At 47.8% G+C, this 14,264-nt stretch carries 11 protein-coding genes; 5 read left to right on the plus strand and 6 right to left on the minus strand.

Annotation, left to right across the window (positions count from 1 at the left end):
• Positions 1-190: 190 nt before the first annotated feature.
• Entirely contained in the window at positions 191-433 is a 243-nt protein-coding gene (locus ACJJIK_RS04110; protein WP_444931028.1) for a hypothetical protein, read from the minus strand.
• 212 nt (positions 434-645) lie between these two features.
• Between ACJJIK_RS04110 and ACJJIK_RS04115 the strand changes: the two genes are divergently transcribed.
• Positions 646-1,560 (plus strand): enoyl-CoA hydratase/isomerase family protein, encoded by a 915-nt coding sequence (locus ACJJIK_RS04115; RefSeq protein WP_444931027.1) that lies wholly within the window; start codon positions 646-648, stop codon positions 1,558-1,560.
• Between the two features lie 164 nt (positions 1,561-1,724).
• Positions 1,725-2,863 (plus strand): IS3 family transposase gene (locus ACJJIK_RS04120; RefSeq protein ID WP_444943741.1). Its coding sequence is split into 2 segments (ribosomal slippage): positions 1,725-1,974 and positions 1,974-2,863, totalling 1,140 coding nucleotides; the frame shifts between segments, so codons are not numbered across the junction.
• Positions 2,864-2,919: 56 nt separating this feature from the next.
• On the opposite strand, the gene ACJJIK_RS04125 is transcribed toward ACJJIK_RS04120, so the two are convergent.
• Positions 2,920-3,588 (minus strand): hypothetical protein, encoded by a 669-nt coding sequence (locus ACJJIK_RS04125; RefSeq protein WP_444931026.1) that lies wholly within the window; start codon positions 3,586-3,588, stop codon positions 2,920-2,922.
• Positions 3,589-4,033: 445 nt separating this feature from the next.
• Positions 4,034-4,684, minus strand: a complete 651-nt coding sequence (locus ACJJIK_RS04130; RefSeq protein WP_444931025.1) for a peroxiredoxin-like family protein — start codon at positions 4,682-4,684, stop codon at positions 4,034-4,036.
• Between the two features lie 220 nt (positions 4,685-4,904).
• Here ACJJIK_RS04130 and ACJJIK_RS04135 point away from each other — a divergent pair, with 220 nt between their 5' ends.
• Both ACJJIK_RS04135 and ACJJIK_RS04140 read left to right on the plus strand, forming a co-directional pair.
• Positions 4,905-5,780 (plus strand): LysR family transcriptional regulator, encoded by an 876-nt coding sequence (locus tag ACJJIK_RS04135; protein ID WP_444931024.1) that lies wholly within the window; start codon positions 4,905-4,907, stop codon positions 5,778-5,780.
• 192 nt (positions 5,781-5,972) lie between these two features.
• Positions 5,973-6,542, plus strand: coding sequence for a hypothetical protein (locus tag ACJJIK_RS04140; RefSeq protein WP_444931023.1), 570 nt, complete (start codon positions 5,973-5,975; stop codon positions 6,540-6,542).
• A gap of 439 nt (positions 6,543-6,981) precedes the next feature.
• Here ACJJIK_RS04140 and ACJJIK_RS04145 read toward each other — a convergent pair whose 3' ends face one another.
• Together ACJJIK_RS04145 and ACJJIK_RS04150 are read right to left on the minus strand one after the other, a co-directional pair.
• A complete protein-coding gene (locus tag ACJJIK_RS04145) occupies positions 6,982-7,365 on the minus strand; it encodes a VOC family protein (protein ID WP_444944301.1) in 384 nt (127 codons plus the stop codon).
• Between the two features lie 5 nt (positions 7,366-7,370).
• The gene (locus tag ACJJIK_RS04150; protein WP_444944302.1) at positions 7,371-12,224 is read right to left on the minus strand and encodes an RHS repeat-associated core domain-containing protein; all 4,854 of its coding nucleotides are present in this window, start codon (positions 12,222-12,224) and stop codon (positions 7,371-7,373) included.
• Between the two features lie 75 nt (positions 12,225-12,299).
• Here ACJJIK_RS04150 and ACJJIK_RS04155 point away from each other — a divergent pair, with 75 nt between their 5' ends.
• Positions 12,300-12,494, plus strand: a complete 195-nt coding sequence (locus ACJJIK_RS04155) for a hypothetical protein (protein ID WP_444944303.1) — start codon at positions 12,300-12,302, stop codon at positions 12,492-12,494.
• A gap of 418 nt (positions 12,495-12,912) precedes the next feature.
• Here the strand turns inward: ACJJIK_RS04155 and ACJJIK_RS04160 are convergent, their stop codons facing one another.
• A complete protein-coding gene (locus tag ACJJIK_RS04160) occupies positions 12,913-14,013 on the minus strand; it encodes a YncE family protein (protein WP_444931020.1) in 1,101 nt (366 codons plus the stop codon).
• Positions 14,014-14,264: the final 251 nt, after the last annotated feature.

The following is a 14,264-nucleotide window of genomic DNA, read 5'->3' on the forward strand; positions in this document are numbered from 1 at the left end:
TCATTTATAAAATATCCGATATTCACAAATATCGGAAATATCAGGGGTTCTGATGGGCCCTACATTTCAGCTTTTTTCTTGGTCAGCTTTTCCGATATCCATGTTTGTCCCTGCTCTGGTTATACCTGACTGCGGTATGGCGCCGGCTTATCCACCAGGGTTCCTGCGCCTGCCGAGTACTAAAATTCATTCATGCTTCAAGCTCTATATTGCCAAGCAGAGAAGGCTTAACGACTCTCTGAAGGCATAATTGCCTCACTCTTCTTGTGAGAATGGTGCCGCGCTCAAAACGCTGTGCTTGCTTGCGAATCCAGGCTCGGCAATCTGCCTCGCTACCAAAGTCCTTAAGCAAAATAAGATAAATATCTTCATCAATACTGATACTGGTAGCAAAGCCATCCAGTGTCCTTACTGGAATTATGTACGATGGCAAAGGCATATCCTCACACAAGTATTTATCTGGGTGTAGCAGCTTCTCAGATCACAGGGTTCTCACGGAGAACCACAGTATCACTGAGAGAATCAATATAGCAACTTCCGCAGTGCGCTATAGTGCTTAGACTACACAAGGTACAAACCTTATTTGCCATATCAGAGTTAGATTTTGGATATTACTTCAACGCCACATGATAAAGGTCTGCTGACATGGAATATCATCATATAAAATACGAACAAAATGGCCCAGTATCTATCATTACCTTTAACCGTCCAGAGGTTAAGAACTGCATTGGCACACGCGCTCACCGCGAGCTGGTGGACGCATTCGATCGCTTTCGTACCGATGAGGGAGCCAAAGTTGCAGTGATCACCGGTGCTGGGGACTCTGCCTTTTGTGCAGGTGGTGATTTGAAGAGTAACCTTGCTGCAACTGAACCCACTAATCACCCCGATCCTGACACTGCTGTTTTATGCCCTATGGAGCCTGCCGATATTGCCCGGCATGATCGAGGTGAAGCGCCAGGTATTATAGGGCCAACCCGCTGGACTGATATTTACAAGCCAATTATTGCAGCCGTTAACGGAATTGCCTATGCAGGCGGTTTCGAATGGGCATGTTATGCCGACATGCGTATTGTAGAAGAGCATGCATCCTTTGGTATGACCTGTCGCCGCTGGAACATCGGCTTAGCTGACGGTGGCACTCAGCGTCTACCACGCATTGTTGGTATGGGGCGAGCACTGGAATTAATCATTACCGGTAAAGTTATCAATGCAGAAGAAGCTTACCGCATTGGATTAGCCAACGAAGTAGTGCCAAAGGGAGCTGCTTTAGATCGAGCAATTGAGTTAGCACAATTTATCTCTGCCCTGCCCCAACCAGCAATTCACTCCGATAAAGAAGCTGCCATTCGCGGCTATGGACAAGATCTTAAAGAGGGCCTGCGTATTGAAGCTGAATGCTTTAACCGATTATTCAGCAATCCCGAGTCCAGAGCACAGGTATCGGAAGGTTTGCGACGCTTTAACGAGCGTGATCATCCAGACCGAATGCAAGGGCGCGCCAAAACGCCCGGCATTATTCGTAGCGAAATGCATACGCCAGACAATATAGTCGAGTAACTTGCGCACCGCCGATAGTACTAAGGCCAAATATCGAGCTTGAAAGAGCCGGTACGGCCCCTGCCCGCTTGCTTTTTATTCGCCTACATTCAACTCTGAAGTGTAGTGGTCTAATACTTCCGGACACTTCGCTAAGATGGTAAAACTACCAAGTGAGGTGACGTATGACAACAAAAGGTACACGCCGGCAATTCAAGCCGGAGTTCAAGAAAGACGCTGTAGCTCTTGTCTCTGAACAAGGCTATTCGATTTCTAAGGCCGCAGAGGCTGTAGGGACCACTGCTAATAACTTGCGACGCTGGGTAAAGGAGCTGAAGCAGGAAGAGAGCGGAGTAAGGTTGGATGCAGGCGAGCGCGCTGAATTGGATCGGTTGCGACGTGAAAACAAGCGCTTGCGGATGGAGAAGGAAATCCTAAAAAAGGCCAGCGCCTTCTTTGCGAAAGAAATGAAGTAAAGTACAGCTTCATCAAAGAGCAGAAAAGTAGCTTTCCAGTTAGGATGCTTTGCCGAGTAATGCAGGTAAAAAAGAGCAGCTATTACGATTGGTGCCATCGCAGTGATAGCTCAATAGATAGCCAAACATGGCAACTATGCCATCGCTTGAAGGCCTTATTTGCAGAATCTCGGCAGAGCTTGGGAAGCCGCCGACTAATGAAGCTATTACGCAGAGAAGGCTTTAAAATTGGGCGCTATCGAGTCCGAAAGCTAATGAAAAAGCTAGGTTTGGCAGTAAAATGCAAGAAGCGTTTTGCGTTGACGACAGATAGCAAACACCAACTGCCCATTGCAGAGAATCTTCTGAATAGGGATTTTTCGCCGAGTGCTAAAAATCAAGTTTGGGCTACGGATATTACATACATCTGGACGCTACAGGGATGGTTGTACTTGGCGGTAGTAATTGATCTCTATTCACGCCGGATAGTTGGTTGGCACCTAGATCGCCAGATGGAAACGGCTTTGGCGAGTCGTGCGCTGATGATGGCCGTCAATTTACGCACACCATCGCAAGGCCTTCTACACCACTCTGATCGAGGCAGTCAGTATGCCAGCCATACCTATCAGGCGTTGCTGAAGGAGCATGGAATGGTATGTTCAATGAGCCGTAAAGGAAATTGCTGGGACAACGCACCAACAGAACGGTTTTTTAGCAGCCTAAAGCGAGAGTGGCTAACGGGAAATCTCTATGAAACAAGGGTGGACGCGACAGCAGATGTGAGAGCCTACATTGCTTATTACAACTCACGCAGAATACACACAACATTGGGGGATGTAACCCCTATCGAATTTGAGAAATGTGCTTAAAGAGGTGTCCGGTTGGACTTGACCACAACAAAGTGCATCTCCAAGCAGCAGGAGTCTTATGAGATTCCATATTTCTCAGCCAGTCGATCAATATCCGCCTGGGATCTGGAATTATTCGGGCATTTAGCCCTAAACCATGAATTCAAATCACTATCTGTGCTTCCAGCGGAAGTCTCCTTAACATCAAAGCACCTATCTCCGATCTGAGTAAAAGTCCCTGTGGCAGTCTTGTATCTGGCCTCTACAGGCTCAAATCTGCGGATTTTGTTCCGCTCTCGGGCTAGCTTCTTCGCCAAAACAGAATCAAAAACAGTTGGTTGATGCTCTGCTCCAGGAGCTACTGGTGTATCTATAACTCTATGATTTACTGTCGAAGGCGCTGAGGTGCGCTTAGTCTCCTGAGGAGGGGGAGTGGAAATTGGCTCATCCTTTACCATCGTTGTTACAGTGTCGCGCACTGACTGGCCTTGCTTTCCCGAGCTGGGTGGAGGACGGGTTTTATCCTTATCTGTGTTCGCTGCTGCTGGGGCCTGAATATTCTTCCCCGCGAATAGCTTAAATCTGTGTGTGGCAGAGGGGCTGGGACCTACATCTGGAGTAAGTGATACCGGAATAGCAACTAATACTGCATGGACACCAATTGCAAGGGCTAATGAAATCGTTAAACGCCAAGAATCGATGATTTTACGATGGTTATATGGATAAATTGTTGTTTTGAGGTCCATCTACTTCCTAGCCTGAGCCCCTTGGAGGCTAGCCTAAATCCTTAATCTAAACTTGGAGCTGGTACTTATTGAATACCTCTATAGGACTGGCCAAAAGCTTGGAAGTTCCTGGCTCCGCTTGAGGGGCTATTTAGGAGATACAAGAGTAGGAGGCTATCTCCCCTACTCCAGCTTTACTTGCTCAATTCTCCTCTCGATATACGGTGCTGACAGCAGGGCCTCTTGCTACCCAGGAGGCCTCTGCCTTTCAGGGCGCGGCTTTGCAGGAATATCTAGACCTTTTAAAAATCGCAATGCATAGCCTGAATCGCTCTGAAAGCCCCCGCAGGGCGGCCTTGAAGGCCACAGCTGCTGCGCTGTAGCTATGCAAAGATTTAGGACTATTCGCAACCCGCTACGCCTAACATCTGTAGCCTCCAAGACTCACAGGGTATTGCGGAATTGTTCAGCCCCTTAGTTTATCGAGTACGGGAAACAGATCAGCTGGTTCAGGGCGACGTGTATAGTCAGGATTCACTTCTGCATAAGCAATCGATCCATCGGTATCTATCACATATCTTGCGGGCATAGGCAAGTTCCACTCCCCGTCACGGTGAATTGTCGGAAGTTCAACTTTGAACATCTTGTGAAATTCAATCACATAGGGCTGTAATGTCCAGCGGATACCAAACTTGTTCGCAAGTTCACCGCCCTGATCAGTAAGGATTGGAAAGCTCAGCTTGTTATCTCGTTGAGATTTACGGCTCTCCGCAGGCCCTTGCATTGAAATCGCAACCAAAGTTGCTCCGCGAGCCCTGATTTCCTCAGCAACCTCTTCCAATGCTTGCAGCTCAATATTGCAATAAGGGCACCAGACTCCACGATAGAATGTCAGGATGACGGGACCTTTAGCAAGGAGTTCTTCCGAGACAACTTGATTACCATCAGAGTCCTGCAATGCAAAGTGCGGAGCTTTCTCCCCTACTTTAACCGATTGTTCAACTTGGCCACTCTCAGCCAGCTCCCGGGAGGACCGAGCAAAAGCTTCGAATGCACTTTCTGGAGCTTGTTTTTTGAACACCACTTTAAAAGCATCTAACTTCTCTTGAAGAGACATAATCCATTCCTTTAATCATTTAAAATTTGCAATTGCGGGCTATGGGTAAATTTTTAATTTGACCAAGCGGTCAACCATGTGAGTTTCGAACTGGTCGCTAATTAAGTTCTACGCCAAGCCACTGTTGACAAGATTATTTACTTTGGTTTGCACTATAAACATGCTAATTTGAGACTCACTGTATCCACTAGGGACACAATCGATGTTTCAGCAGGCTCATTTGAACGAGATAGTTGTGTTTATTGCCGTAGCTGAGTACGGGAGCTTTACAAAGGCCGCAGTCGCATTAAATTCAACCAAGTCAGGCGCAGGCAAGGCAATTAAGAAGCTTGAAGAGGAGCTGGATCTCAAGTTATTCAATAGAACAACACGCAGCATTAGCTTGACAGAAGAAGGCAAGATATTTCTCGATGCCGCAAAACATGCGATTGAAACAATCAATGACGCTAGGTTACTGCTGAATGCCAGAAAGGATGAGCCAGCCGGACGCTTACGTGTCAATTTACCTCTAGGCATTGGTAGAAATATTGTCGTTGCTTTAAAAGATTTTACGCAATTACACCCTAAAGTTACGATGGAAGTCTCCCTCTCTGACAACCTAGAGGATGCCATCAAAGGGGAGTGGGATGTAGTTGTGAGGATTGGTGAGCTAGAGGATAGTTCTTTTATCGCCAAAACACTGTGCGAGTCTAAACGTATTCTGTGTGCCTCACCTAAATACCTAGCACAAAAAGGCACACCTAAGACTCTGGAAGAATTGAGAGAGCATGATGCCCTTGTCTTCCGTGCGCCCACAGGAAAAGTAAGAGATTGGTTGTTTCTAGAAAATGATGATTCAGTTACCAAGCTCTCCCCTTCCCCTCTGGCAATATTTAGAGATGGGCGAACTTTAGTAGATGCAGTGATGGCTGGTATGGGGATAGCGCAAGTGTATGATACTGCACTTGGTTCTGCCATCCAGAATGGCGAAGTTGTTGAGTTATTCCCAGAGAAAGTAATTCCAGGCCCACCTATTAGCGCATTAATTCCTAGCGGTAGAGTGATGCCAGCGAAAACAAGAGCTTTTATTAAATTTCTACAAAGTGAGCTGGGTTAGGCTTTTGTCAATTTGGGGATGGCCAAAAATATTTTTGAGGTGTCTACATTCACAGGTTTCGAGCGTCTGAACAGAGCAAAAGGGCTACCCTTTCAGCTGGATCATTATTTGGAGCTGGTGGAGTGGCCGAAACTTTGATCCAAGAAAACGGGGTGGTATTGCCGAAAACACTCCATCCACCCTCAAGCGGCTATGCGCTGCCTGAACGAGTCCATCGCCCGCCAGGCCAATGCCGAGGACAACTGCACCGGTCGTTTCTGGGAAGGGCGTTTCAAGTCTCAGGCCTTGCTGGATGAAAGAGCCCTTGCCGCCTGCCTCGCTTACGTGGACCTCAACCCTATCCGTGCCGGTATCGCTAAAACTCCAGAAGAATCCGATTACACTTCGATCCAGCAACGCATACACACAGCCATCTCAGGCCAGCAGCCCAAAAGCCTACTGCCACTGGTGGGCGGGGAGCGCCAGGATATGCCTAAAGGCTTGCCTTTTCAGCTGGATCACTATTTAGAGCTGGTAGACTGGAGTGGCCGGCAGCTTCATCCTAAAAAGCGCGGCGCTATTTCCGAGAACATCCCACCTATTTTAAATCGGCTGGGTATTTCGCCAAAACACTGGCTCTATCTAAACCGCAATTTTGAAAGCCGCTTTAAACGCTTGGTGGGCTCGGCGGAAGCGGTACGCCAGGTCTGTGCGCAGCAAAATAAACGCTGGGTACACGGGCTGCGCGATTGCCAGCGCTTTCTTAGCCCCACCCCCTGCTAAATTACAGAAATCCGCTTATCAGCTGCTCCTAGATTCCATCGCTCCCGACTCTACTTTCCCCTAATTCCCTACGGACTCCCCAAAAGATCTTTTAACGCCAAATTGCCATCTATTTTGAGACAGATATACCAGTCACCAAGTAGTGGCGCAAAAATTTTTTCCTAGATTCCGATTCTCCATTCTTTGGATGTCCTGTTTTGTTGTTCTCCAGAAGAGTGTCCAAGGATTGCCAATCTTTGGGGATTGCCAATCTTTGGGTGTCCAGTTTCGTGAGTTTCGTGAGTTTCGTGATCCTTTCCAGTTTCGTGATCCTGATCTATGGGTGTCCAGAAATGTTACTAGATTCCGGCTCTTTATTCTTTGGATGTCCAGGAATATTTCTCTGAATCGTCAATAGAATAAATTCTTCCGGCACATGAAAATCATTCATTATTATATCCTAATATCTTCGATAACAATCCCATTCATTTGGGTCAACAGAATTATCATCTTCATAATTTTCACATTCTACTAATATCTTATTTCCATCTGGATCGACAATAATCCCAGAGTAGCCCCCCGGTGTCATTGCAATCACCTTAAATACAACCCCCTTATCCATTAACTCTTTACAATAACTAAGAAAACCATCTTTCAGTTCATACCTAAAATAACAATAGTTTTCAAGCGGGAGGATTTTCTTGATCTGTGGCCGTATTCTAACTTCATCATAGCCAGAGATATTCAGTTTAAAGCCATAATCATCTTCAGAAAAACCCATTTTATTCTCATAAAAATCCTTGGAGGCATCTATATCCCTGGTAGGAACATAAGAAATAAACATAGAATTCATCCTTTCTCTTTACAACCTTTTATTGATTTCGCAGGGGGCCTTTTACTTTCTGGGGCCGCCTCCCGCGCACCTGCAACTCTTTTTCCGGGCGCTCTATGCACCTTAGCTCCCAAACTTTCTATTCTTTCCTTTTCCGCCATATAAAACGGACTTCTATTAGCAGAAGAATCTTCTCCAATATCTATGAACTCATACCCCTCATCATGCATTTCCTCAATCCAGTCAGCATTACCTTGTACTGCTCTTCTCTCCCATTCTTCTGAGAATAATTCTACATCACCAGCTCCAGATTTCCTTAGAATTACATTCCAATCTTTTTTAATCGTTCGATATTCAATATTTGGGTAATCATTAGCTATTTTCTTTACATATGCTTCTATCGCAGCCTGGCCTTCACCAATAACTATATATTTTCCTCCCCCTCCCACGGGAACTTGATGTAATCCAAACGGATCTACCCACTCTATCGGATTATTTACATATTTATAACTATTTCCCCCTCCCAATAATCCAATCGGGTCCTGCTGAGTAAACTCCCCGGCTTCAGGATCATAGTACCTAAACCGATTGTAATGCAGGCCAGTTTCTTGATCGAAGTACTGCCCCTGAAAACGAATCGGCTGCTCTATCTGGTTTTTATGGGCTAAAGCGATATTGCCATAGCTCTTATAGGCGACACTCCATACTACTTCACCTTCCTGATTGGTAAGGGTATCCGGCGTGCCCAGATGATCCAGGTGGTAGTGGTAAACCTGCTCTTCCTCTTGGTTGCCTTCCTTTAACGCAACCGGCTTGAAAGTACCCGGTTCAAAGTAGTAGGTCCGAGTATTCAGGTCCTGCCGGGTGTGGATATCAGCTTTGTTTTCACGAAGCAGGACATCGCTATCCCAGAGGAAACTGGTTTGTTCACTGTTAGTTGCCTTGCCAACACGACGGCCCAGCGGGTCGTACTGGTAGTGGACCTCTTGCTGAAGCTGTTCTTCTCCTTCTTCCAGCTTAAGCTTTTCTACCCGCACCAACTGTTGGCGACAGTTATAGTGGTAGCGGGTTTGCAGCTTCTGCCCTTTGCCACGCAGTTCGGCGATGCGGTTGCCGTGAATATCGTAGCGGTAATGGGTATCGCCACGGAAGGCTAAGCGATTGCTCTTAACTTGAGTAGAGCTGGCCTGCTGTTTGGCTTCATCCTTTGAATTAGCGGCGGCGAGAATATTGTGTGCGGGATCGTGCACAAAATATTCGGGGTTGGGGCCATCTACCTGAGTCAAGCGGTCTAGGGCATCGTAGTGGTAGCTGCGCGTGCCACGCAGACTATCCTCAATCTTGGCGATCTGACCGGCTTTGTTGTACTGGTAGCTACGCTCCAGGATTGAGTGAGAGTTCTGAGTTGGGTCGGCGACTGGGCCATCAGCTTTGTTTAGACGTAACTTTTGCAGCCGTCCCTGAGGATCATAATCTCGCTGGCTTTCCAGGCCATTGCCATGCTGGCGCTGGCTCTCCCGGCCCAGTTCATCGTGACTGATACGGGTAATCAGCTGATTGGTATCACCACCGACTGGGCGGCGGTGTAGGCTTTGGAATTGGCCGGCGGGGTTAAAGGCGAAGTTAAGTGCTTCGCCATCGGGCAGGGTCGTGGTAATACGGTTGCCGGCGACATCGTATTGGTGGCTAAGCTTCTCCTTGCCCTGCCAGTCCGCAGTGACGCGGCCATTGGCATCATACTCCCAGCGCAGTTTGCGGTGGCTATTTTCCGCTTCAATTAGCTGACCGCTGCGGTTGTAACGGAAATTGGTAATCCCATCAGGAGTCACTTCTTCCAACATACGACCGAAAGGATCGCGTTCAAAAATCGTATCGATACCTTTGCCGGTATCAGGATCAGTTACCGCTCTTGAAGCGATAAGATGGCCGGCGCGGTTATAGGCGTAGCGGGTTACGCGGCCGTCAAAGCCCACTTCTTCGATGAGACGTTCGTTGAGGTCGTATTTAAGCTGGTAGCGCTCGCCATTTTCATTGGTGAGGCCAACCAAGTTGCGCTCGCCGTCGTAGTGGTATTCCAGGCGGCTGCCATCCGGATTGGTGCGCGCCCTAACCTGGCTGAGGCCGTCGTAGGCGTAGCAGGTGCTGCGGCCTTCGGAATCCATCACCTCCGAGAGTAGCCCTTGAGCGTTGTAGCTGTACTGGGTGCGGGCACCATTTGGGGTAATAACCGCGCGGATACGATCCTGGATGTCGTATTCATAGCGAGTGACTTGGCCGGGGGCGTGTTGTACTTCTTGCAGGCGGCGAGCCATATCATAGCGATAGTGCTGGCTGCGGCCCATAGGGTCTTGGATCGCAGCCAACCTGCCTTCCGGGTTCCACAGATAGCGGGTGGCATTGCCGAGGGGGTCGGTAACGCTGCCGATCAGACCGACCGGGTTATAGCTGTAGCGGGTGCTGTTGCCGAGGGCATCAGTGGTGGCGACGATCTGGCCGTTTTTGTTGTATTCGCGCTGCCAGGTGTTACCGGATGGGTCGGTGACTTTGCCTGGCAAGCCTTCGTTGTTGTATTCGATGCGGTGGCTATTGCCGGCGGCATCGGTCTTTTGTACTAAGCGGCCCTGATCGTCGTACTTATAGATCTCTTCGCGCAGGCTGCCATTATCGCTGGGCAATTGGACCTTGGTTACCTGACCCAGCTCGTTGTAGCTGTAGAGCGTCTCTGCACCCTCGGGGTCGCGGTGATAAATCGGTAGGGCGCGCTCATTAAAGCGGTAACGTTCCTGCCCACCACGGGTATCGGTCACGGTAACCCCGTGCCCATCCTCATCCCAGGCAAACGTGTAGTTGTAGGTGGCCTGCCCATCGATGGGGTCGCCCCACTGGCGTATACAGCGGGCCGAGGGGCCTTCTCTATCCCATTCGAAGTAAAAGCGGTAACCGGTTTTTAAGGTGCGCTTAGAGATGACATGTTGCTGGTATTCATAGTACTCACTGTAGCCATCCGCATCGGTGGCTTTTATCAGGTCGCCTTCATCACTGTATTCGTACTGAGCCAGTATTTTAATGTGGCCATCGCGGGTTTCTTTCTTTAACTCACCCATGCGCAGGCTATTGCGCTGCCCTTCCGGTGGGCTGATATGCAGGGCTTCGCCGAGACTGCTCTCGATACAAATCAGGCGTTCGCCGATATAGTGGAACAGGTAGTAGTTACCGTAACCATCGCGAATTTCGGAAAGTTTTAGAGTGCCACTCTCGCCTATCGCCTTGAAATGTTTTTGTACGCCATTTAAGGCGCCGTAGGGACTGATCACCCAGTGCTCATCATTGATACGAGTCAGTGATAGCTTTTCCACCACATTGTGGCTTCGCCCGCTATTGCCCGGTGTCGGTAAACTAATTACCCGACCCTCGGCATCGTAAAACTTTACGGTTTTATTACCCGGGATCAGGCGCTCGTTTAAGGTGTGCGCCCAGCCATGGCCTAATCCAAAATCTTCACTATTACTGCTGCGATAAGAGCGGGTTAGGGTTAATGGCAGCGGGCCATCCAATACCGCATCCACCAGGGATAAAAACTCCTCCCCGGTTTTTAAGTTAATTGGATCACCGCTGTAACAGGATTTTTTTGCACAGGGTACAACCTCACCTTTGGATGTCTGCCCGGCTGCATTAGAGCTATTGTCAGGCTCGTTAGTATTATTCGCTTGACTATTCTGATTACTATTTGAATTACTGCTAGCGCTACTGTCGGAATTACTATTGTTTTGATTACTGCTGGAACTACTGGAAGAGGGGCCGCCAGAGCTCTCGGGCACGGCAGCCTCAGTGGAGCTAAAGTCAGAAAAGCTGGCGCTGCCGCCCTTGGCCCCTTTTTCCTTGGAGTCCAGCAGTCGCTGTTTTTTCAGCTTGGCTAAATCCAACATTAGCTCGCCAACCTTTTCAAACGACTTCAGCAGGCGCGCATTTTTAACCATCGCCGCAGCCGCACCGACACCCCCGGTAACGGCGGCAAGAACAATCGTGAGAATAATCTCAAAGGCACCACCACCGGCCATTTCGGTCATTTCAAGGCTGTGCTGGGCTTTTACATAATCCTGGGCAAAGCGGAAAATAATATCGCGCAGAGCCGGGTCATCGTAAATAAGCTGGGTAACATCCAGAGCCAGTTCCAGCTGCTGCCGGGTGATTGAGGAGGGGTCAAAGCCGAGAACATCGACGATTTCCCGTTGCAAGGCAGTGACATTCTCCCGGTGAGACTCTTCGAAGCTCTTGTCATGTAGGAAGTAGTTCGCTGTGGCAACCCCCAGCTTATGGGATTGGCGTATGGGATTCAGCATCAGCGCTACTTCAAGCACATCTTTAGTCCACACCGCCAGGCCCCAGGCGGCATTGCCCAAACCTGTCGCTCCGCTTTCAATATAGGCGCCCACTTTTTCCAGAGTGGAGCGCTGTTCGTGTTGCCGCTGGATCTGGGCCGCTTCGGCGCGCTCTTGGGCGATAATTTGCTGTAACCCCAGGCGGATTTTAACGATTAAGTCCGTTTGCTGGTTTTCCTGCCCCGCCGCAGTAGCAGGTGCCTCTTCGATAATTAGGCGATTCTGTACCAGAGCGCGGTAAATTTCCCGCGCATGAATGGATAAATAGCTCGGGGGCTCGGATGCAGGCCCTGAAAACGGCGTGCCGAAGGTATTGGTTTGGAAACTGCTATTGAGTGGGAAGAAATGAGTGTAAATCTTCTCAAGAACGGCATCGTCGAACATAGAAAGTAAATGGCTGGCATCCACCTGCATCGGGAATGCAACCGCATCTCCCCCCGCTGTCCTGACTTCGTACTGGATACCCTGCTTATCTTCAACACGTAGCTTCATAATAATTCTTTAAATACTCACACCCAGGAAAGAGCTAATTCAGTTCATAGCGACCCGAGAGCTTGAGAAGCCCCCTTGGATAATGGTTTAATCGAATTTATTTGTCAGACTCAACACCAAGAGATGGACCTGGACCTGCTGGTCACCAATAGGCGGCAATTTCAAATACAGCTGGTATTAATTAAATTCGAAATTTACACATCTGCCAATCACACAGACTTACAGGAAGTGGCTGCCGAAAAATATTCTCAGTTAATTGAGAATATTTAGGGGTTGTCACACCAAATGGTACCTAGGTTTAGACTTTTATCTTATACCTATTCTGAAAATGCTTTTCTGTACCAAATGCAAGATGAGGTTTAAATTTTCCGGGCAATCTTATCGTAAATCCTATGAATATGGTAAGTAAGAAAGAAGGCCTGAATTACTGGTACAATTGTGCAAGTTAGCTTAAATTTACCATGATATTTTTCTCCACTTGGACTTAGGCCTCCACAAGCCGACACAGCAGATAATGATAAATCCAGGGGCCGACCATGAAAGAAATCGCATAACAGCCAATAAAATATGAGACCGAACTCTATTGGGTGAGGTTGCTAAAAATTACACAAAGACGGCAGGCAAGAAGAAAAGGTATCAAGAATAGAAATCAACAGCTCCTCTGCGCCACATCAATTTAGACTATTTATCACTTATCTTTCCGGTGCTTCACCACGGGATCACGAACCAACATGATACCGAATGGTGTATGGCCGGTTGCTACAATGCGACCATTATTGGGGATTCCGTGCTTATCAATATCGTAGATGGTAGTAAATTCTGAGCCTGTATTGCTATGTGTTACAAACAGTTTGTCATTATCTATTGTCACCATCAGGTTATGTGGATACGGCAGGACCGCTGCAACTGGTGAACCTTGTGCAATAGTGAAATCACTGATGTTGATCGTATAAAGTGCGGCTTGACCACTACTCGAGGTGATGTCACTCACATATAGATACTCTTCCTGTTCGTTAGCCCAAATACCATGTGCGCCTGGAATACTGAGTTCCGCTTCAATAGTTAGTGTGTCGGGATCAACTTTGAGAAGCTTGCCATCTGTTTGAGAAGCTACATACAGATAACTGAGCCCAAAACCCCAGTACATCAGGTGTGGATCACCGGGTACCTTAAGGCGATCTATTTCTTGAAAGGTGGACCCACTAAACTCAACCAGCCAGGAGTCCTCTCCAGCTGGGCCAAGCAGAGATACGATGGCGGAAGTTGCGGTTACCGTGATGTCATGTGGTTTAAAGTTACGGTGAAGATCTCTTGGGATTGCTACCGTTGCCAACACCTCTTTGGTATCCAGTGAGATAACCGTCATAGTTTTATCTATATCATTCACGACCCACATCTGACGTAAGATACCGTGATTCCACATATGGAATACGCCGTTGCCGGTAGGAATTTCTGCAATCCTACGGATACGTAGTGCATCATAAACCAACACACGACTATGACCGCGATCACCAATCCAGATCTCATCTGAGTAATAAGGGTTTTGCGCATACATCGGTTCAGAGCCGGGCTCCAATTCGATATGTAGTTTCTCTTCTGAGGCCACATCAATCAGCGTAATGGTGGTATCACTGCGGTTTGCTACAGCAATTTTACTACCGGATGGTGAAGGGGGAACTTTGTTAGAAGGCAGTGCCGAGGATACTGTTATCAGCGAACCAAGCAAAAGCGCGCCGCCAATTTGCAGTATTTTAGCGAAGGGAAAAAGTAAGGAAAACTCAGGCATCATATATAGTCCCATTATTATATTTATAGATCTATCCCATAATCGAACCCCCTAAAGACTTTGACCGAAGCAATACACCCTTTTATCTTGAAATTAAATGTTGGTAAAGTGACAAATCTTTCTTTGCATCTATATTAGAAAGTTTAACACTAAGTAGATATTAAAAAATCCTTGGCGAAAAGTAACTATTTTTAATATGAGCCACCCCTTAAATATCGTTTGATCACAAAGACTTGATGATCTCTTTACACCCG

It is taken from the genome of Microbulbifer regidiadema (SeqCode) (assembly GCF_052466995.1).